The sequence below is a fragment of the Bradyrhizobium sp. SSBR45G genome, assembly GCF_030159255.1.
In the GTDB taxonomy this organism is placed as follows: Bacteria; Pseudomonadota; Alphaproteobacteria; order Rhizobiales; family Xanthobacteraceae; genus Bradyrhizobium.
On the sequence record NZ_BSCT01000033.1, the window covers coordinates 19,085 to 38,329 of the forward strand.

At 65.6% G+C, this 19,245-nt stretch carries 18 protein-coding genes; 4 read left to right on the forward strand and 14 right to left on the reverse strand.

Annotated elements, in window-relative coordinates; genetic code table 11:
* Positions 1-22 precede the first annotated feature (22 nt).
* Together hemA and QQL87_RS28795 are read left to right on the forward strand one after the other, a co-directional pair.
* On the forward strand, positions 23-1,252 hold the full coding sequence (gene hemA / locus QQL87_RS28790) for a 5-aminolevulinate synthase (protein ID WP_284422471.1): 1,230 nt from the start codon (positions 23-25) through the stop codon (positions 1,250-1,252).
* A 404-nt stretch (positions 1,253-1,656) separates the two neighbouring features.
* Complete coding sequence (locus QQL87_RS28795) at positions 1,657-5,175, forward strand: PAS domain-containing hybrid sensor histidine kinase/response regulator (protein WP_284422472.1); 3,519 nt, start codon at positions 1,657-1,659, stop codon at positions 5,173-5,175.
* Positions 5,176-5,233: 58 nt separating this feature from the next.
* Here the strand turns inward: QQL87_RS28795 and QQL87_RS28800 are convergent, their stop codons facing one another.
* The 9 genes from QQL87_RS28800 to QQL87_RS28840 all read right to left on the reverse strand — a co-directional run bounded on the left by QQL87_RS28800 (position 5,234) and on the right by QQL87_RS28840 (position 11,146).
* Positions 5,234-5,395, reverse strand: coding sequence for a hypothetical protein (locus tag QQL87_RS28800; protein ID WP_284422473.1), 162 nt, complete (start codon positions 5,393-5,395; stop codon positions 5,234-5,236).
* A gap of 153 nt (positions 5,396-5,548) precedes the next feature.
* On the reverse strand, positions 5,549-5,998 hold the full coding sequence (rpiB, locus tag QQL87_RS28805; protein ID WP_284422474.1) for a ribose 5-phosphate isomerase B: 450 nt from the start codon (positions 5,996-5,998) through the stop codon (positions 5,549-5,551).
* A gap of 112 nt (positions 5,999-6,110) precedes the next feature.
* Positions 6,111-7,097: an alpha/beta hydrolase family protein gene (locus QQL87_RS28810; RefSeq protein ID WP_284422475.1), complete on the reverse strand. Its 987-nt coding sequence runs from the start codon at positions 7,095-7,097 to the stop codon at positions 6,111-6,113.
* 41 nt (positions 7,098-7,138) lie between these two features.
* Positions 7,139-8,092, reverse strand: a complete 954-nt coding sequence (locus QQL87_RS28815; RefSeq protein ID WP_284422476.1) for a GIN domain-containing protein — start codon at positions 8,090-8,092, stop codon at positions 7,139-7,141.
* 19 nt (positions 8,093-8,111) lie between these two features.
* A complete protein-coding gene (locus tag QQL87_RS28820) occupies positions 8,112-8,684 on the reverse strand; it encodes a DUF1700 domain-containing protein (protein ID WP_284422477.1) in 573 nt (190 codons plus the stop codon).
* Positions 8,684-9,007 (reverse strand): PadR family transcriptional regulator, encoded by a 324-nt coding sequence (locus tag QQL87_RS28825; protein WP_284422478.1) that lies wholly within the window; start codon positions 9,005-9,007, stop codon positions 8,684-8,686. The genes QQL87_RS28820 and QQL87_RS28825 overlap by 1 nt, the downstream gene beginning before the upstream one ends.
* A 216-nt stretch (positions 9,008-9,223) precedes the next feature.
* Positions 9,224-9,670, reverse strand: a complete 447-nt coding sequence (locus QQL87_RS28830) for a GNAT family N-acetyltransferase (protein WP_284422479.1) — start codon at positions 9,668-9,670, stop codon at positions 9,224-9,226.
* 87 nt (positions 9,671-9,757) lie between these two features.
* Complete coding sequence (locus tag QQL87_RS28835) at positions 9,758-10,069, reverse strand: 1-deoxy-D-xylulose-5-phosphate synthase (protein WP_284422480.1); 312 nt, start codon at positions 10,067-10,069, stop codon at positions 9,758-9,760.
* A 66-nt stretch (positions 10,070-10,135) separates the two neighbouring features.
* Positions 10,136-11,146 (reverse strand): hypothetical protein, encoded by a 1,011-nt coding sequence (locus tag QQL87_RS28840; RefSeq protein ID WP_284422482.1) that lies wholly within the window; start codon positions 11,144-11,146, stop codon positions 10,136-10,138.
* A 417-nt stretch (positions 11,147-11,563) separates the two neighbouring features.
* Between QQL87_RS28840 and QQL87_RS28845 the strand changes: the two genes are divergently transcribed.
* The gene (locus QQL87_RS28845) at positions 11,564-13,033 is read left to right on the forward strand and encodes a serine hydrolase (RefSeq protein WP_284422483.1); all 1,470 of its coding nucleotides are present in this window, start codon (positions 11,564-11,566) and stop codon (positions 13,031-13,033) included.
* Positions 13,034-13,043: 10 nt separating this feature from the next.
* Here QQL87_RS28845 and QQL87_RS28850 read toward each other — a convergent pair whose 3' ends face one another.
* The 3 genes from QQL87_RS28850 to QQL87_RS28860 form a co-directional block, all read right to left on the reverse strand.
* Positions 13,044-13,925 (reverse strand): slipin family protein, encoded by an 882-nt coding sequence (locus QQL87_RS28850; RefSeq protein ID WP_284422484.1) that lies wholly within the window; start codon positions 13,923-13,925, stop codon positions 13,044-13,046.
* A complete protein-coding gene (locus tag QQL87_RS28855; protein WP_349817304.1) occupies positions 13,918-14,319 on the reverse strand; it encodes a GntR family transcriptional regulator in 402 nt (133 codons plus the stop codon). The genes QQL87_RS28850 and QQL87_RS28855 overlap by 8 nt, the downstream gene beginning before the upstream one ends.
* Before the next feature lie 958 nt (positions 14,320-15,277).
* On the reverse strand, positions 15,278-15,952 hold the full coding sequence (locus QQL87_RS28860; protein WP_284422486.1) for a response regulator: 675 nt from the start codon (positions 15,950-15,952) through the stop codon (positions 15,278-15,280).
* Positions 15,953-16,346: 394 nt separating this feature from the next.
* On the opposite strand from QQL87_RS28860, the gene QQL87_RS28865 reads away from it, so the two are divergent.
* Positions 16,347-17,972 (forward strand): MFS transporter, encoded by a 1,626-nt coding sequence (locus tag QQL87_RS28865; RefSeq protein ID WP_284422487.1) that lies wholly within the window; start codon positions 16,347-16,349, stop codon positions 17,970-17,972.
* Positions 17,973-18,078: 106 nt separating this feature from the next.
* Here QQL87_RS28865 and QQL87_RS28870 read toward each other — a convergent pair whose 3' ends face one another.
* The gene (locus tag QQL87_RS28870) at positions 18,079-18,546 is read right to left on the reverse strand and encodes a secondary thiamine-phosphate synthase enzyme YjbQ (protein ID WP_284422488.1); all 468 of its coding nucleotides are present in this window, start codon (positions 18,544-18,546) and stop codon (positions 18,079-18,081) included.
* Between the two features lie 36 nt (positions 18,547-18,582).
* Positions 18,583-19,158, reverse strand: coding sequence for a hypothetical protein (locus QQL87_RS28875; RefSeq protein ID WP_284422489.1), 576 nt, complete (start codon positions 19,156-19,158; stop codon positions 18,583-18,585).
* Positions 19,159-19,245: the final 87 nt, after the last annotated feature.

Below are 19,245 nucleotides of genomic sequence, written 5' to 3' on the forward strand. Positions count from 1 at the left end.
GCGCAGCACGTCAGGTCTCGTGATGGACTACAGCCAATACTTCAGTGCCGCCCTCGGTCGTCTGCATGATGAGCGCCGCTACCGGGTCTTCGCCGATCTCGAACGCATCGCCGGCCGCTTCCCACATGCGACGTGGCATTCCCCGAGCGGACCGCGCAACGTGGTGATCTGGTGCTCCAACGACTATCTCGGCATGGGCCAGCACCCCAAGGTGGTCGGTGCGATGGTCGAGACCGCGACCCGCGTCGGCACCGGCGCCGGCGGCACCCGCAACATCGCCGGCACCCATCATCCGCTGGTGCAGCTCGAAGCCGAGCTCGCCGACCTGCACGGCAAGGAAGCGGCGCTGCTGTTCACCTCCGGCTACGTCTCCAACCAGACCGGCATCGCGACGCTCGCCAAGCTGATCCCCGACTGCCTGATCCTGTCGGACGCGCTCAACCACAATTCGATGATCGAGGGCGTCCGCCAGTCCGGCTGCGAGCGCCAGATCTGGCGCCACAACGATCTCGCCCATCTCGAACAGCTGCTGATTTCAGCCGGCCCCTCGAGGCCCAAGCTGATCGCCTGCGAGAGCCTGTATTCGATGGACGGCGACGTCGCGCCGCTCGCGGCGATCTGCGATCTCGCCGAGCGCTACAACGCAATGACCTATGTCGACGAGGTCCATGCGGTCGGCATGTACGGCCCGCGCGGCGGCGGCATCGCCGAGCGCGACGGCGTCATGCACCGCATCGACATTCTCGAAGGCACCCTCGCCAAGGCGTTCGGCTGCCTCGGCGGATACATCGCCGCGAAGGGCGAGATCATCGACGCCGTGCGCTCCTACGCGCCGGGCTTCATCTTCACGACCGCGCTGCCGCCGCCGATCTGCTCGGCCGCGACGGCCGCGATCAAGCACCTGAAATCGTCGGGCTGGGAGCGCGAGCGCCACCAGGACCGCGCCGCCCGGGTCAAGGCAATCCTCCATGCCGCCGGCCTCCCGGTGATGGCCAACGACACCCACATCGTGCCGCTGTTCGTCGGCGATCCCGAGAAGTGCAAGCAGGCCTCCGACCTGCTGCTCGAAGAGCACGGCATCTACATCCAGCCGATCAACTATCCGACGGTGGCCAAGGGCACCGAGCGCCTGCGCATCACGCCCTCGCCCTACCACGACGACGGCCTGATCGACCGCTTGGCCGAAGCCCTGCTCCAGGTCTGGGAACGCCTCGGGCTCTCGCTGCACAAGACGGCGATGGCGGCGGAGTAGTTGTTCAACTTTTCCCGGTGAGCCCGCACACGTCGACGCGACCGCGGTGCGCTCCCCTCCCCCTTGCGGGGAGGGGTCGGGGGTGGGGGTCCGCGAGTCCCGCTCTCGGTGAGATCCCGGGTTTCTTCAAGAGTGCAACGAGTCCAGCTCCCAGGTTGAGATTCGGACAAGACCGGAGGCGCACGCCAACAAAGTTCAGCGCCCGGAAACCCCCACCCCCAACCCCTCCCCGCAAGGGGGAGGGGAGCCGACCGGCCGAGCCGTAAGAGCTCGGCTCTCAACACGAAGACGCTCGACATCCCTATGCCCGCGCCTCTCCAGATCGCTATCGCCCCGCCTCCCGCAAAGCGCTAAGTTCGCCGCACAATTCCCGGGGCGGAGCGACGAGGAGTTCGCGTAAGACCATGCTGCACGACTGGGGCGTGATCCTGGCCGCGTTCGGCTACATCGGCTTCCTGTTCCTGGTCGCCAGCCGCGGCAACCGGGACGGCGAGCGGCGGCCGGCGGAGAGCCGCGGCCGGCTGTCAGGGCTGATCTACCCGCTGTCGCTGGCGATCTACTGCACCTCCTGGACGTTCTTCGGCTCGGTCGGCTTCGCCTCGCGCAACAGCGTCGATTTTCTCGCGATCTATCTCGGGCCGATCCTGATGGTCGGCGCCTGCACGCCGTTGCTGCGCCGCGTCATCCATCTCGCCAAGACGCAGAACATCACCTCGGTCGCCGACCTGATCGGCGCCCGCTACGGCAAGAGCCAGGCGGTGGCAGCCACCGTGGCGCTGATCGCGATCATCGGCTCGGTGCCCTATATCGCGCTGCAGCTGAAAGCCGTCGCCTCCTCGCTGCAGACCATCCTGATCGACGACCGCGCCTTCGCCCACATCCCGATCGTCGGCGACATGGCGCTGATGGTGACCCTGGCGATGGCGGTCTTCGCGGTGCTGTTCGGCACCCGCCAGACCGACGCCACCGAGCACCAGCACGGCCTGATGCTGGCGGTCGCCACCGAGTCCATCATCAAGCTGGTCGCCTTCATCGCCGCCGGCGCCTTCGTGACCTTCGTCATGTTCTCGCCGGTCGAGCTGATCGAGCGGGCGATGAAATCGCCGGAGGCCGAGCGCGCGCTGGAATATGTGCCGGGCATCGGCAATTTCCTCACCATGACCTTGCTGTCGTTCTGCGCCGCGATGCTGCTGCCGCGCCAGTTCCACGTCAGCGTGGTCGAGAACGCCAGCGATGCCGAAGTGTCGCGCGCGCGCTGGCTGTTCCCGCTCTATCTCGTCGCCATCAATCTGTTCGTGATCCCGATCGCGCTCGCCGGCCTCGTCACCTTCCCGTTCGGCGCCGTCGACAGCGACATGTATGTGCTGGCGCTGCCGATCGAGGCGAACTCGCAATGGCTGTCGATCGTCGTCTTCGTCGGCGGCCTGTCGGCGGCGACCGCGATGGTGATCGTCGAATGCGTGGCCTTGTCGATCATGGTCTGCAACGACATCGTTGTGCCGCTGGTGCTGCAGCGCCAGGAGCAGCGCGAGATCGGCCGCGACTTCGCGGGCTTCCTGCTCGGCACCCGCCGTATCGCGATCTTCGCCATCATGGTGATGGCCTATTTCTACTACCGCGCGCTCGGTACCGCCCAGCTCGCCGCGATCGGCCTGCTGTCGTTTGCCGCGATCGCACAGCTGGCGCCGAGCTTCTTCGGCGGCCTGTTGTGGCGGCGCGCCACCGCGCGCGGTGCGATGGGCGGCATGCTGGTCGGCTTTGCGGTGTGGCTCTATACGCTGTTCATTCCGAGCTTCCTCGACACCTCGACCACGGGCATCCTGTTCCTGCAGCACGGCCCGTTCGGCTTCGAGCCGCTGCGCCCGCAGGCACTGCTCGGCACCGACCTGCCGCCGCTGCTGCACGGCGTGTTGTGGAGCCTGTCGCTCAACCTGCTGACCTACATCGTGCTGTCGCTGGCGCGCCAGCCGTCGTCGATCGAGCTGTTGCAGGCCGATTTGTTCGTGCCGGCCGAGCTGACGCCGAGCGCGCCGAGCTTCCGGCGCTGGCGCTCCACGGTGACCGTGCAGGACATCCAGAGCACGGTGGGCCAGTATCTCGGACCCGACCGTGCCCGCGCCTCGTTCGAGACCTTCGCCGCCCAGCGCAACATGGCGCTCGATCCGGCAGCGCCTGCCGATTTCGAGCTGCTGCGCCACGCCGAGCACCTGATTGCGTCGTCGATCGGCGCGGCCTCCTCGCGCCTCGTGATGTCGCTGCTGCTGCGCAAGCGCACGGTCTCCGCCAAGGCGGCGCTGAAGCTGCTCGACGATTCTCACGCCGCGCTGCATTTCAACCGCGAGATCCTGCAGACCGCGCTCAACCATGTGCGCCAGGGCATCGCGGTGTTCGACGCCGATCTGCAGCTGATCTGCTCCAACGGCCAGTTCGTCGACCTGCTCGGCCTGCCGCCGGACCTGGTGCAGATCGGCAGCCCGCTGAAGGAAATCCTCGAATTCATGGGCACGATCGGCGCGCCGACTGATGAGGACAGCGAGGCGCTGCTGGCGCGCCGGCTCGCCGCCTACACCACCGAGGGCGAGCCCTATCTGGAACGCCTCGCCGACCGCCACATGGTGATCGAGGTCCGCACCAACCGCATGCCCGATGGCGGCCTCGTCATCACCTTCACCGACGTGACGCCGTCCTTCGAGGCTGCGGAAGCGCTGGAGCGCGCCAATGCGACGCTCGAAAAGCGCGTGCGCGACCGCACCGAGGAACTGACAAGGCTGAACTCCGAGCTGGCGCTCGCCAAGAGCGCCGCCGAGGACGCCAACATCTCCAAGACCCGCTTCCTCGCGGCCGCCAGCCACGACATCCTGCAGCCTCTGAACGCCGCGCGGCTCTACGTCACCAGCCTGGTCGAGCGGCAGACGCCGGGCGAGGATTCGCGCCTCGTCGAGAACATCGACGACTCACTTGAGGCGATCGAGGAGATCCTGGGCGCGCTGCTCGACATCTCGCGGCTCGATGCCGGCGCGATGACGCCCTCGATCTCGAGCTTCAAGATGGCCGATCTGATGCGCTCGCTGGAGATCGAGTTCGCGCCCGCTGCGCGCGCCAAGGGGCTCGAGCTGATCTTCGTGCCGTCCTCGCTGCCGGTCGAATCCGACCGCCTGCTGCTGCGCCGGCTGCTGCAGAACCTCATCTCCAACGCCATCAAATACACGCCCAAGGGCCGCGTCCTGGTCGGCTGCCGCCGCCGCGGCCAGTCGCTGCAGATCGGCGTCTGGGACACCGGCGTCGGCGTTCCGCCCGCCAAGCGCGGCGAGATCTTCAAGGAATTCCACCGGCTCGAGCAGGGCGCGCGGATCGCCCGCGGCCTCGGCCTCGGCCTGTCGATCGTCGAGCGCATCGCGCGGGTGCTCAACCATGGCATCGCGCTGGCCTCAAATCCCGGGGGCGGCTCGGCCTTCTCGGTGACCGTGCCAATCGCCAAGGCGATCAACCACACCGCCGCCGTCACCAGCGCGACGCCGCTGGCGACGACGCCGATCGCGGGCGCGCTGATCGTCTGCATCGAGAACGACCCGGCGATTCTCGACGGCATGAAGACGCTGCTCACGGCCTGGGATGCCGAGGTGATCGCCGTGCCCGATCCGGAGTCCGCCATGGAGGCCATCGAGGCCCGCGACGGCGCCGTCACCGGCCTGCTGGTCGACTATCACCTCGACCGCGGCAACGGCATCGCCGCGATCCGCGACATCCGCCGCCGCTTCAACGAGGCGCTGCCCGCGATCCTGATCACCGCCGACCGCAGCCCCCACGTCCGCGCCGCCGCGCGCGACGAGAACATCGCCGTGCTCAACAAGCCGCTCAAGCCGGCCTCGCTGCGCGCGCTGCTCGGGCAATGGCGGATCCAGCAGATGGTGGCGGCGGAGTAGTTCGAAGGCGCGGCTGCTCACCTGAAAAACAGGCAGCCCCGACTGGCGAACAAAACGATCAGAACAGGCCGGGACTGAGATCCAGCCCGTAGGTCAGCGTCAATATCCATACAAAAAATGAAGCAGTGAAAAACAGCACCAGATGTTTGAGCAACTCGTCCTTTGCACCACCTGATGCCTCGGAAAAAGCCCTCGAAAGAGCCCTGGCCATGGCAGTCATATGCGACCTCTAACTCCCCCGTCTTGAAATAGGTCAAGTCGAAGGGCTCAAAGGTTCATCACGGCGAGAAAGCTGACCCGCAGCGACGCGGCGCAGCCGGACCTGCCGTTTGGCTGCCGCAATTGCCGGTCCGCTCGCATCCAAGCGACGGCACTACGCCTCCAGCGCGGTGATCATATCCACCCGCGCCGCATGCCGGCCGCCCTCGAAATCCGCCGTGAGGAACGCGTCGACGATATCGAGCGCCAGCCCCTCGCCGACGACGCGCGCGCCGATCGACAGCATGTTGGCGTCGTTGTGCCGGCGGATCATCCGCGCCGAGAAGGTGTCCGCGCAGACGCCGCAACGGATGCCCTTGACCTTGTTGGCGGCCATCATGATGCCCTGGCCGGTGCCGCACAGGATGATGCCGAAGCGGCAATCGCCGGAGGCGACGCGCCGCGCCGCCGCTTCGCCGTGCTTCGGATAATGCGTGCTCTCCAGCGTCGTCGGTCCGATATCGACCACCACCCAGTCCTGCCGCGCGAGATGAGCGGCAATGGCCTGCCGCAGCGGAATGGCGGCGTGGTCGCTGGAGAGCACGACGCGGTTGCTGGCTGTCATCGAGAAGGCTCCTGTTTCCTGAGGCAAGCGAGCGGGGCGGCCGAGTTGGATCAGTCGTGCAAACTGCCATCCATATTTCCAGGGCCGTCACGAACGGAACCGAATTGAGGCCTCACTCCGCGGGCCGGGCCAGCCGCGCCCGGAAGAAGGCGAGCACCTCGGCGTTGAACTCGGTGTGGAAGGCGGCGCGATCGAAACCCGGCGCGTCGGCACAAAGCTCGGACTGCGCCTGGACCAGCGCCGGGGGGCAAAGGAAGAAGGCGAAGTGGCCGGAGTTCGGCACCACGCGATAGTCGTGTCCTGCCGGAAGGTTGGCGTCGACGAAAGCGACATGGCTGGGCAGCACGCCGTCGCCGCCGCGGCTCGAGGCCCAGAGCTGAACCGGCACCTTGATCGGGGCAAGGCTCGCAGGCGAGAAGAAGATCGCCAGCGGATCGGCCAGCACCGCCGCCTTGATCCGCGGATCATGCGTCAGCGGCTGCGAGGGCGTTCGCTTGTCCAGGATCTCCTGGCAGAACAGCCGCCGGATCGGCTGGCAATAATCGGACGCCGCTCCCGCCCAGTCCGGATCGGCGCCGAGCAGCACGAGCCCGGTATAGCCGCCGCGCGAAAAGCCGAAGAAGCCGATCCGGTCGCGATCGATGTGGGCCGCGAAGGGCGAGGAGCCGATCATGACGTCGATCAGCCGCCTGATATCGGTCGGCCGCTCGACGAACACCGAGAGATCGCCGGAGCGGCTGAGATCCCGCGCCGTGTCGCCGGGATGATTGATGGCCGCGACCACGAAGCCGTGGTCGGCGAGCACCTCAGCCGTATCGCGACTGCTGAACAGCGAACCGCCGCGCCCATGCGAAGCCACGACGAGCGGCAGATGGGTGCCGGCCAGCGGGCAATCCATCGCCCCCGTCAGGATGAAAGCGCCGATCGGAATCTCCGCCGGCTTTTCGGCGCAGGGATACCAGACCATGCCATGAATCGCCGGCCCCTCGGCGTCCGCTGGAATGTCGATCGATCGCAGGCCGGCAGCTTGCGCCAATGTGGCGCTGAGACAGACAACGAGCGTCGCAAGGACGCGGCAGCCATTCATCACACTGGACATCGACCTTCTCCTGGGAGTGATCCGACGCGTGCCGGCGGGCCTCAAGGCACCTGCTTGACCTGTCCTGATCCCGAGACGTGGGAGTTGAGCCGCGCGACGGCACCATGCAATCGCACCACCGCGCTGCCCGAGACGGAAATGTCGGCGTCCTCGCGCGGCGCGAGGTCGACGTCGCCGCTGCCGTGAACCTTGATGGTGGCGCGTTCGGCGATCAGATGGCCCAGATCGGCCCGTCCGGAGCCGCTGGATTCGAGCGATAGCTCATGCGCCGATCCGGCGGCGGTGATGCCTCCGCTGCCACGCAGCGTGATGCGGAGCTGGTCCTGCTTGGCGTCGGCGAGGTTGAGATGTCCGCTGCCGTGAAGGCTTGCCGTGGTTGCACGAGTCACGAGGCGGCCGAGATCCACGCGGCCCGAGCCCGACGCCTCGACGGCAGCATCGCCGACGTCGCCGCTGGCGGTGACGGCGCCGCTGCCGTGCGCCGTGACCCGCAACGCGTCCTGGCGGAGGTCGGAGAGATCGAGGCCGGCGGAGCCATTGACGGTCCATTCCGTGACCGCGGGGCCCGAGAGTTGAACAACGAGATCATCCGCCCGGATGCAGCCGACCAGCCTGCCCCACTCGGCGGTGTCCCACTCCAGGATTCCATCACGCAAGCGGACGTGGCCGACCAGATCGGCATCACCCGTGACGCTGGCCCGTGGCGTCGGCGAAGGCGAATAGTGCACCTGCGCCGGAATTCTGATCTTGACGGCGTTGCCGCCGGACCATGCGAGATCTGCGGTGCGGCGCTCGCGCGGGCCCGACGTGGACGACCACGGCATCGCCCCGCAGCTTCGCGCGCCAGCCCAGGACGTCCTGACCCAGGAGAGGCCCGACCAAGGCAGGTCACCGCCGTCGACCCAGTCCTGCGCCGACGCCAGCGCCGTGATGATCCCGCATGCTGCAGCGATGCTCAATGACACCACCGCGATCTGTCCTAGCCGTCCACTCATTGCGTACCTCCGATCCTGGTCAAGCGGGGTCGTGTTCCGGCCTGAGCAGCCGGTAATGCAGCCGGGCGTAGTTGCCGAGCATCTTCACCGCGGCATTGAGCGCCAGCAGCAACAGCGCGCCGCCACCGATGCTGCCGGCGACGAGCCCGATGCCGGCCACCGCGCGCAGCGCCATCGCGGCGAGCGAGACGAAGTGTCCGATCTTGAGCAGACTGAGCAGCAGGCCGATGCCGACGACACCGAGCACGAAGACCACGAGGCCGGCCGCCAGGGTCACCAGCATCACGGCGAACAGCAGCGGCAACAGCAGCAGGATGTCGACGGTGGCCAATCCGCCAAGCGCCAGCAGCACGGCGGCGGAGTTGCCGAGGCTGCGGTGCTTCTCCCAATGGCGCAGCCCGGTCTCGGCGCGCAGCTCGCGCGCCAGCCGCCGCGGGTCGCCCAACGCTGAGGCCACCTCCGCCTCGCCGCGCCCGGAGGCGGCGGCTTCATCGAAATAGGACATGTAGTCCGCGATGATCTCGTCGATGTCATCAGCCGGCAGCCCGGCGAGACCGTCCTTGAGGAGGCCCAAGAAGGCTGTGCGGTCCATCAGCGTTCTCCCAGCAATCTGTTGACGGCATCGGCAAAGCTGCGCCACTCGCGCTTCTGCGCCGTGAAGGCGGCGCGGCCGGCCGGCGTGAGCCGATAATATTTGCGCGGCGGACCGCTGTTGGACTCGGCTAGACGGGTTTCGACCAGCTTGTCGTCCTGCATGCGCCGCATCAAAGGATAGATCGTCCCCTCGCCGATACCGACGCCGGCCGCAAGCGAGCTGGCAATCTCGTAAGCGTAGCTTTCGCCCCGCGCCAGCAGCGCCAGCACGCACAATTCGAGCGCACCTTTCTTCAGCTGAACCTGCATCTGTTCCGTCATGGAGAGAAGGTATCACAAGGTACTGTGTATTACAAGGTACCTGTTTATGACCGATCGAATCTGCCGAGCCACCGGACGCTGCACCGCCCGTCGACCGGCATCAGAAAGTCTTGGCGCCCGTATCTGGATTTCTTGTTCAAGCGATCCTGCCGCGCGCACCCAAGGGGGCTTCGCGGCCATCACAAACGCAAGGCGCGGATCGGTAGCCTGCGCAACTCAGCCTGCCGGGCGATGCGCGACGTAGGCGGTCCGACGTCCCGGCTCGAAACCGCAATTCTCATAGAAGCGATGCACGCGCGGATCCTTGCGTCCGCTCTGCAGCAGAACGTGATGGCAATCCTTCGCCCACGCCTCGGTCAGAGCAGCCTGGACCACGGCGCGGCCGTAACCGAAGCCGCGAAACTCAGGGTGGGTCACCACGTTGTCCAGGAATGCGTGGGCACGTCCGCCACGAAGAAGATTTGGCGCCGCAATCAGCATGCAGGTCGATACGATCCGCGGACCGGCCTCCGCAACAAAAACATCGACCCATCTGAGCGCGAGTGTCTCGGACCAGATCTGCTCGGCACGGTCCCGCGGCTCGACCGGCGCGCTCACGTCCGACGCTCGAAACAGATCGAGCAATCGCTCCAAATCCGCAGCCTGCGCCAGCCTCGCCCTCATCATTTCGCCTCCGGGCCGATTGCATCCAGGATGAGCCCTCGCGCGCATTGATCAGGCTCGATACCGCCAGCCCTGGATGCGCGAGACTCATTCGGGCTGCCCTCCCCTTATATCACGCCAATATTCCTCCGTGACGTCAGGATCAATGTCGACCGGCAATGAACTCCCGGAATATAGGCGGTCCTGACCGTCCCTTCGCGGACCGGAAATCCAGTAGCGTTCGCCCGTGTCGAGATCGAAATAGTTGGCCTTGTATCCCCTGCCGTTCAGGCTCTGAAAGGTCCGCCCTCCGTAACTGACGGATCTGCCGGACTTCGAGAACGTCACGCGCCCGATCCGCGCCGGCCCATTGAGCGACTCCGATTTATTCTCGATATACATGATGCGCGTTTTCGGCATCGCCGGCACTCCGTCCCACGGCGTCTTCAATCATCCCGATATCAGGCCGAGCAAACTCTCTTCTGCTCATCGCCGCCTTAACTGCTCCAACCATTCCTTCTCGGCGTCCGCGTGCATGAGATGAATCGTCTGATAGGCACGCAAGAGAGAATCCCCGTCATAGAGCTTGCTACTTTCCGAGAGCATGGCGATCCAGGCGCTGATCGCGTCGTATTCGTCCATCTGCAATCCGCACAAGCGATCCAGCAGGAACTGATCCCACCACTCGGGATTGGGCGTACGGTCGAGGCAATCGATGAGCGCATCGGCCACCAGCAGAGTCTCGTCCGGATTCTTCGCGACCAGACACAGGATACTCTGCAGATAATATCTGAACGCATCCGGCGTGAACCTGAAGAATGCGTCGGAATGATCCCTCCAGTCCCGTGGCGTGATCTCACGCCAGTCCCGACCGGCAAACCAGAGCGCATCCTCGTCATCGGCCACGGGAACTGGGCGATTGATCAGAACCTCCGGCTTCTCGCGATGAGCGAAGGCGCATTCGATCTGCCTGACGAGCCGCAGCGCGGGCGCGTCGTCTCCGATCTCCAATTCCGCAGCGCGCCTTGTCACGGCCATCAGCGCTGCATCCACAGCCGCGAGAAACTCCGCATTCTCCTTGTGTTGCTTCAGCAGAATATCCAGCCCCAGGAATATGCCGGAGACGGCGTCGCGCGCGCCAGCCTTGACCGTCATCTCGCCCAACAGAGCCAATGCACGATCGGGCGGCGCGACGCGCGCCACGAAGTCGCCGATGGCGAACGCCGGATCTTCATCTGCCGCACGCTCGAAGTTGGCGACCATGCATGCGAGGAGACGTTGGACTTGACGGTCCGACAGCTTCTCACGCTCGACGTAGAGCCCGTTGATCAAATGGAACAAGCCTCGCCGTCCGGTCAGGAGGGGATCGGCGAGCAGACGGCAAACGAAATCAATATGTCGCTCGGAGATCGAGGCGGCCATTAGAAGCGAGTCCGAAAACGCGTCGGCGACCTCCTCCGAAACCCGGTCCGCATCAGCCGGCTCAACATCGACCAAGCGACGATGGGCTCATTCGAAATCCAAGGCTCTCTCCTGACCGGCGCCCGGCTTTGGCTTGGCGTGCCTGCCCAGAAATGCAACCAGAACGGAACCCACGCAATCGAGATGTGGGGATTGGGTGAACGAATTCAGACCAATCGCCTCGAACTTGGTCGCGGCAGCATTGCCTGGACAAGCGACGGCACCAACCCTCCAGCGCCGTGATCATGTCCACCCGTGTCGGACGATCCTCCGCCTGGCACACCGCAGCGCGTCACAGGGCGTTGTTGCGGGCCGTCCGTGACGTGATGCTGCTCGCTGCGGTCGGCCTCGATGAGATATATAACAGGATCTGTCAATCGCTCCCCGTGGCCGAACCAGCCTGCAACAACTCGGCGTATAGCATCGACGGTCTCAGATTCGGAGATTCCATCCGTGTCCCTGTCTACCCGGCTCGATCCGTTCATTGCGGAAGTGCGGCAGCATTGGCGGATCCCCGGCATGGCCGTCGCCGTGGTGCGTCGCGACGGTCCGCTGCTCGTTGAAGCCTATGGCGTGAGTGATGTCGCGACCTCCGCTCCCGCCGACATCGATACGGCCTTTGCGGTCGGCTCGTGCTCGAAGGCCTTCACCGCCACGCTGGCGGCGGTGCTGGTGGATGCCGCTGTGATCGGATGGGATGATCGGATTCGCAAATATCTGCCGTCGTTCAGTCTGTACGATCCCTGGATCAGCGACCAGCTGACGTTCAGGGATGTCTTCGCCAATCGGACCGGCCTGTCGCGCGCGAGCATTGGCGAATATGGCTCCGACCTGACACGGGCGGAAACATTGCGCCGCGCCCGCTCCGTTCAGCCGATCGCGCAATTTCGCGATCAGTTCACCTATTGCAACGTCGGCTTCGTCGTCGCTGCGGAGGCGATGGCCGCGGCTGCGGGTCAGTCGTTCGACGGGCTGATGAACGAATGTCTGCTGAAGCGGCTCGAATTCGACCGGAGCAGATCAACGGGAGCAACGTCCAACTTCGCCGCTCCCCACTACGAGATCGACGGCAAGGTTCAGACGGTGCCGCCGATGGCGACGGATAACCTTCAGGGGGCGATCGACCGCTCGATGAGTGCCCGCGAAGCGGCGAATTGGCTCAGGCTCCATCTGGAAGAGGGCGCGCGCGAAGCCCATCCCGTCTCGGCGCCTCAGCTCCGGGAGACGCATCTGCTGCAAACCGTGCGAAGGGATCGAACGGCGAACGACGGATACGGCCTCGGCTGGCATGTGCGCAACCGACGCATTCAGCATGATGGCGCCATCCGCGGCTTTCGCGCCAACGTCTGGTGCGATCTGGACGGCGACCTCGCGATCTTCGTGGCAACCAATCTCGGCGCCGGCTTCGCTCACCTCGCCGTCACCTATCGCATCATCCAGGAGATGCGCGGCGAGACGGTGACTGACTGGATCAAATATTTCGACGACATGGCTGACAGAGAGATCCGCGAACGCGTCGCCCGGTTCGAGGGGGAGAGATCGAGCGACCCTGTTTCGGCATCTCGCTGGTCGCAGGATGATTTCGTCGGCACCTACCATCACCAGGGCTTCGGCTCGCTGCATATCGAGCCGAGGGACGATCACCTGTGGTTTCGCATCGACGGCCTGTCAGGCTTCGATGGCCCGCTGATGCGCTATTCCGGCCTGAGCTTCGAGTACCAGGGCGATCGCGACGCCATGGCCTGGCCGGCGATCGCCATCCCGACGGCACCGAGAGGTGAGCGCGCGCAAATCCGGTTTCAATCGACCGGCAATCGAATCGACCGACTCCGATGGCAGGACTGGTTCGGCGAGGCCGAATTTGTCCAGGTAATGGTCCGCGGGCATGGCTTCGGGAGGACCATCGACATGGACCCCTCATAGCCTCTTAGATCTAGCTCGCCGCAGCAACGATCCCCAGCGCGCTGACCGGGTTCATGCTGTCCACCATGGCCGTCGGGATCAGGATGGTCGCGCCGCGCTCCTTGGTGGTCTCGTAGATGATGTTCATCGCCCGCAGCTGCAGCGCCGCGGGGCTGCGCGCGTAGATGTCGGCGGCTTCGACGAATTTCTGGGCGACCTCCTGCTCGGCCTGTCCGAGCAGAACGCGGGCCAGCCGCTCACGCTCGGCCTGCGCCTGCCGGCTCATGGCATCCTGGAGCGCCGGCGGCACGCCGATGTCCCTGATCTCGACCGACAGGACGGCGACGCCCCAATCCGCTGTCTTGCGGCCGATCTCCTCGCGCAGGACGGCGTCGCCCTGCTTGCGCTCGGACAGGAGGGTCGAGAGCAAGGACGAGCCGACCATCTCCCGCAGCGAGGTCTGCGCGACGCGGGTGATCGCCTGGCGATAATCGATGATCTCGAGCGCGACGCGCTCGGGATCGTGGATCTGCCAGAACACCACGGCGTCGATGTTGACCGGCACGGTATCCTTGCTCAGGGCCTGCTCGGCGTTGATCTCGGTGGTCTGGATGCGCTGATCGAGCCAGACGGCCACCTGGTCGATGAAGGGCACGATGACGAACGGGCCGGGTCCGCGGATTCCCGCCAGCCGGCCCAGCCGGAGCACGACGGCCCGCTCCCATTGATCGGCGATCATGAGGGCCTGCGGGATCAGGACTGCGATGACGGCGACCGCCGCGGCGGCCACGTACGGGACGACTGAGCCAGCCTCGCGACCGGACCAGGCGATCCATGCGGCGAGCCCCAGCGTCAGGATGGCAAGCACGATGGCGGGCTGGTTGGCCCCCTTTGCACCGAGATACCTAGTCATTCGACGCCTCCTGTTTGACGAGCGCAATCATTCGTTGAGCCAATGCGATGGGATCGACGCCGGCGGCGGCCGCCGTCGCGAGCGTCTGCTTGGCGAGGCTGTCGACCTGAAGTGCCAGCGCACGCGCATTCAGGGGCCGCGGCGGCTGGGCGACGAAGCTCCCGCGCCCTCTGACGAGCGTGATCGCGCCAATCCGCTCCAGTTCGTCATAGGCGTGCCGAACCGTGTTGAGGTCGACCTTCAACGCGACTGCCATCTCGCGCATCGTCGGCATCCGGTCGCCCGGGCGCAGCACGCCGGCGCCGAGACTGCGCAGCATCTGGTCGCGCAGCTGGACGTAGATCGGAACCCCCGAATCCTCCAGACAAAGCGATTTCATCAACTGTGTATGCATTATCTAGTACAATATACTTTACTGACACAACGTCAATGCCCAATCGGGCATGAGGAGCGGTCGCCGACCTTTCCTTGCCGACGCCGGATCGTCCGTTGCCGCCGCGCCGGCGAACGTCATCGAAATCGCACCGCCCCCGATATCTGGAATTCAGAATTCTTTCGCGGGATCCTATTTCTTTTTCCCAGAAATCATGCTAACCCTTGCGTCATCCCGTGCCCGCCATGAGGGGCGTATCGCGATCGTCACGAACGTGGGGCGCGGGATGCGGTGGGCGCGTCGGGTCGCAGCGGGCTTATGCTCGCGGACGAACGATCCGGCGCGTACGGTCAAGCCGTGTGGTCCTGGCATCCCGACGCTGATGCCAAGTCCGTGACGACGATGTTGCGGATGACGGGGGCAAGAACGCCGGTCCCCGGGGAGAGCACGGAGCAGCCGTCCAAACCGTCGCGCAGGGAGGGCCGGGCGTAGTCGGCCAGACCTGTGGTTCCTGCCGCCTGCATTTTTTTCGCAGGCGGGCCACGGGCGCGGCCAGCGCCCGGCCTTCCCTGCGCCCTCATTCTCGAAGAGGGCGGGTGCTCGGCAAAGCTCGGACGCGTGATGCGCCGCGAGACTGAGTTGGTGTGTCGCGATGGATCATCGACGAACCGGATTGAGTTTTGGCAGCGCTCCACTCGGCCTCCTTGTTCTCAAAGGCAATGCGGAAGCATCGCGCGAACGCGCCGCGACTTTCGCCCCTCACCCTGAGGAGCCCGCCGAAGGCGGGCGTCTCGAAGGGCGAGGCCCGGACTGGGGCCTCATGGTTCGAGACGCGCCTTCGGCGCTCCTCACCATGAGGATCAGCAATCCCGCCGTAGAGACGGACCTCGTCCTAATGGACCGCGATACCCAGCACCAACTCGCATGCAACGTATGCGGTTCAGGGTCGGTAGCCGCTCCAATTCACGGGCGATCAGCCTTACGTCCCCGTCGGCGTATCCTGCCGCCAGGCCGAGCCCGCGATCTTGGCCGCGGCGATCACCGCCTGGGTGCGGCTCTCGACGCCGAGCTTCTGCAGGATGGCCGAGACATGCGCCTTGATGGTGGCCTCGGAGACGCCGAGCTCGTAGGCGATCTGCTTGTTGAGCAGCCCCTGCGACAGCATCATCAGCACGCGCACCTGCTGCGGGGTCAGCGTCACCAGGCGGTCGCGCAGCTTCGTCATTTCCGGGTCCGCCCCGGCGGCGAGGTCGGTGTCGGCGGGCACCCAGACCTCGCCCTCCATGACCTTCCTGATGGCATCGCGCAGGGTCTCGACGCCGAACCGCTTCGGGATGAAGCCGGAGGCGCCGAAATCGAGCGAACGGCGGATCGTCGCGCCGTCGTCGCTGGCCGAGACGATCACGACCGGGATCGCCGGATATTGCGCGCGCAGATAGATCAGGCCGGAGAAGCCGGAGATGCCGGGCATGGTGAGGTCGAGCAGCACCAGGTCGACCTCGGAATCCTTTTCAAGGAGCGCGGTGAGGTCCTCGAACGAGCCGGCTTCATCGACCACCGCTTCCGCGAGCACGCTCGCGACGGCCTGCCGCAGTGCGTTGCGAAACAGCGGATGATCATCGGCGATGACGAGATGGGTGGTGGCAGCCGCCATGCGTTCGGATTTGACCTTGCGACACGGCAACGCGCGCCTGCACGTCGCCTGTTTTGCGGAAATACTCGCCCGGCGAATGGTTGCATGCAAGCATGCAATTCCACCTGCAGGCAAAGGCGGTTAATCCGCCCCTTGTGCATCGCAACATCCGTAGCGCGATGGCCGGCCGGCGAACTTGATCCGCCGCAATGTCCCCATCTTTCCAGCGCGCCCCGGCGCGCAGGGCCGAAAGTCGTATTGGGGCGAGTTTCACTGCAATGTTACTGAGAGCGCAATGTCTCCGCGACCTGCGCCGTCCAAGTCCGGCATGCGGAGGCGAAACCATCAGAGCAACAATCTTGGGGAGCGAATGCCGATGTCGACAATGGTAGCCACACAAGCGAGAACGGGAGGCATGACGAAGGACGAGCGCTTCGTCATTCTGGCTTCCTCTCTCGGCACCGTGTTCGAGTGGTACGACTTCTATCTGTACGGGTCCCTGGCCTCGATCATCGGTGCGCAGTTCTTCTCGGCCTATCCGCCGGCCACCCGTGACATCTTCGCGCTGCTCGCCTTCGCCGCCGGCTTCCTGGTCCGTCCGTTCGGCGCCATCGTGTTCGGCCGCATCGGCGACATCGTCGGCCGCAAATACACCTTCCTGGTCACGATCCTGATCATGGGTCTGTCGACCTTCATCGTCGGCATCCTGCCGAACGCCGAGACCATCGGCTTCGCCGCGCCGGTGATCCTGATCGGCCTGCGCCTGCTGCAGGGCCTCGCGCTCGGCGGCGAGTATGGAGGCGCCGCCACCTATGTCGCCGAGCACGCCCCGCCGGGCAAGCGCGGCTACTACACCTCGTTCATTCAGACCACGGCAACGATGGGCCTGTTCCTGTCGCTGCTGGTGATCCTGTTCACCCGCACCATCATCGGCGAGGCCGACTTCGCCAAATGGGGCTGGCGCGTGCCGTTCCTGGTCTCCGTGCTGCTGCTCGGCGTCTCCGTCTGGATCCGTCTGCGCCTCAACGAGTCGCCCGTGTTCCAGAAGATGAAGGACGAGGGCAAGAGCTCGAAGGCGCCGCTGACGGAAGCCTTCGCGAACTGGGGCAACGGCAAGATCGTGCTGCTGGCCCTGATCGGCGCGACCATGGGTCAGGGCGTGGTCTGGTACACCGGCCAGTTCTACGCGCTGTTCTTCCTGCAATCGATCCTGAAGGTCGACGGCTACACCGCCAACCTCCTGATCGCCTGGTCGCTGCTGCTCGGCACCGGCTTCTTCATCGTGTTCGGCGTGCTCTCGGACAAGATCGGCCGCAAGCCGATCATCATGGGCGGCTGCCTGATCGCGGCGCTCACCTTCTTCCCGATCTTCAAGATGATCACCAGCAACGCCAACCCGGCGCTTGAGAAGGCGATCGAGTCGGTGAAGGTGGAAGTGGTGGCCGATCCCGCCGGCTGCGGTGACCTGTTCAACCCGGTCGGCACCCGCGTCTTCACCCAGCCTTGCGACACCGCCCGCGCCTACCTGGCCGGGCAGTCGGTCAAATACACGACCACCTCTGGCCCGGCTGGCTCCGGCGTGAAGGTGACCGTCAACGGCACCGACGTGCCCTATACCGACGCCAAGGCGAGCAACCCGGCCGTTCTCGCGGCCGTCCAGGCCGCCGGCTATCCGAAGGCGGGCGACGCCGCCATCGTCAAGATGGCGCATCCGTTCGACGTGTTCCGCCCGCAGGTCGCCGCGATTGTCGGCCTGCTGTTCATCCTGGTGATCTTCGTGACCATGGTCTACGGCCCGATCGCCGCGATGCTGGTGGAGCTGTTCCCGACCAAGATCCGCTACACCTCGATGTCGCTGCCCTACCACATCGGCAACGGCTGGTTCGGCGGCCTGCTGCCGGCGACCGCCTTCGCGATCGTGGCCTCGACCGGCGATATCTATGCCGGCCTGTGGTACCCGATCACGTTCGCGGTGATCACGGCGATCGTCGGCTTCATCTTCCTGCCGGAGACCAAGGACGTCGACATCCAGTCGACCTGATCACGGCGCGAGCGGCGTCCCCGCTCGCACCTCTTCACACGACGAACGGCCGCGGATCACTCCGCGGCCGTTCCGCATTTCAGGCCGGGAGTTTCTCTTTTTGGTGTCAGGTCGCACCGATGAACTGCAACACCACCTCGCGGACATGCGGGCGGCTGCGATGCTCGATCAGATAGATCGCCTGCCAGGTGCCGAGCATCATGCGGCCGTCATGCACCGGCACCTGCAGCGAGACCGCGCTCAGCATCGTCTTGATATGGGCCGGCATGTCGTCGGGCCCTTCGGTGTCGTGCACCCAGCCGGCATTCTCCGGCGCCAGCCGCGCCAGCGCCGTGGTGAGATCGCGCAGCACGGTCGGGTCGGCGTTCTCCTGGATCGTCAGCGACGCCGAGGTGTGGCGGATGAAGGCGGTCACCGCGCCTTCGCGTGCCGCGGCCTCGCGCAGGAAGGCCTCGACCTCGCGCGTGAGATCGGTGAAGCCGCGGCCCGAAGTCTGCACGGTCAGAACCGACGTCACGACGGTATTGATAGCGGCCGTTGCAGGCGCCGTTCGCGATGTCGATCTTGCGGGCATGTGCTCGGTCTCCTCGGCGCGATCTCAGATCTTGCCTCAGATCTTGCCCGAGACGTCCTTCTGCACCCGCTGCGCCATGTCGAGCAGCCGGCGCCAGGCCTGCTCGAGAAAGCCCATCATGCGGTCCATGTCCTGGTCGCTGGGCAACGGGATCTCGATCTTGCGCGCTCCATCGGCAGATTTCGACTCGCCCGGCTTCTCGCCAGCCTTGTCGCCGATCTTGGGCTCGGCCTTCTTCAACTGATCGGATTTCGGCAGCGCCTGGTCCTTCGGCAGCGGCTCGTCGATCTTGCCGGAGATGCTCTGGTCGCGGGAGGCGAGCTGGACCTTGAGCTTTTCGTTCTCGGCCTGCAGCCGGCCGATCTCCGCATCCAGCGCGGCGCGCTCGTCGGGGACCGCGTAGCAGGCCCAGCCGCCGGCGCTGTTGTTGCAGGTCGAGACCGCGCCAGTGCGGGTGTCGAGGCGGATCACACCGTCGGGCGTGGTCGACATCGTGTAGCGGCCCTTGTCGCTCTCGGGCGCAGCGTCCTCGGCCGCCGACGCTTCCACGCCCAGGCAGCTGACCGCAAGGAGCGCAATGAGGTGCCGCCGATATGGCTTCGTGAGACTCATGGCTGGATCTCCAAGGCAAAGTCGAAGGCACGTTTCAAGTCACGTTCGCGACCGCCGTCATGCACGCCCACATTGTGTCGCGGCCAT

What these genes read in the sequence shown, in the direction of transcription:
- QQL87_RS28850 (WP_284422484.1), bottom strand. Translation starts at nt 13,925, where the DNA reads ATGACTAGGTATCTCGGTGCAAAGGGGGCCAACCAGCCCGCCATCGTG.
- QQL87_RS28800 (WP_284422473.1), bottom strand. Translation starts at nt 5,395, where the DNA reads ATGACTGCCATGGCCAGGGCTCTTTCGAGGGCTTTTTCCGAGGCATCA.
- hemA (WP_284422471.1), top strand. Translation starts at nt 23, where the DNA reads ATGGACTACAGCCAATACTTCAGTGCCGCCCTCGGTCGTCTGCATGAT.
- QQL87_RS28810 (WP_284422475.1), bottom strand. Translation starts at nt 7,097, where the DNA reads ATGTCCAGTGTGATGAATGGCTGCCGCGTCCTTGCGACGCTCGTTGTC.
- QQL87_RS28870 (WP_284422488.1), bottom strand. Translation starts at nt 18,546, where the DNA reads ATGCCCGCAAGATCGACATCGCGAACGGCGCCTGCAACGGCCGCTATC.
- QQL87_RS28875 (WP_284422489.1), bottom strand. Translation starts at nt 19,158, where the DNA reads ATGAGTCTCACGAAGCCATATCGGCGGCACCTCATTGCGCTCCTTGCG.
- QQL87_RS28830 (WP_284422479.1), bottom strand. Translation starts at nt 9,670, where the DNA reads ATGAGGGCGAGGCTGGCGCAGGCTGCGGATTTGGAGCGATTGCTCGAT.
- QQL87_RS28835 (WP_284422480.1), bottom strand. Translation starts at nt 10,069, where the DNA reads ATGCCGAAAACGCGCATCATGTATATCGAGAATAAATCGGAGTCGCTC.
- QQL87_RS28820 (WP_284422477.1), bottom strand. Translation starts at nt 8,684, where the DNA reads ATGGACCGCACAGCCTTCTTGGGCCTCCTCAAGGACGGTCTCGCCGGG.
- QQL87_RS28855 (WP_349817304.1), bottom strand. Translation starts at nt 14,319, where the DNA reads ATGCATACACAGTTGATGAAATCGCTTTGTCTGGAGGATTCGGGGGTT.
- QQL87_RS28865 (WP_284422487.1), top strand. Translation starts at nt 16,347, where the DNA reads ATGACGAAGGACGAGCGCTTCGTCATTCTGGCTTCCTCTCTCGGCACC.
- QQL87_RS28795 (WP_284422472.1), top strand. Translation starts at nt 1,657, where the DNA reads ATGCTGCACGACTGGGGCGTGATCCTGGCCGCGTTCGGCTACATCGGC.
- rpiB (WP_284422474.1), bottom strand. Translation starts at nt 5,998, where the DNA reads ATGACAGCCAGCAACCGCGTCGTGCTCTCCAGCGACCACGCCGCCATT.
- QQL87_RS28860 (WP_284422486.1), bottom strand. Translation starts at nt 15,952, where the DNA reads ATGGCGGCTGCCACCACCCATCTCGTCATCGCCGATGATCATCCGCTG.
- QQL87_RS28825 (WP_284422478.1), bottom strand. Translation starts at nt 9,007, where the DNA reads ATGACGGAACAGATGCAGGTTCAGCTGAAGAAAGGTGCGCTCGAATTG.
- QQL87_RS28815 (WP_284422476.1), bottom strand. Translation starts at nt 8,092, where the DNA reads ATGAGTGGACGGCTAGGACAGATCGCGGTGGTGTCATTGAGCATCGCT.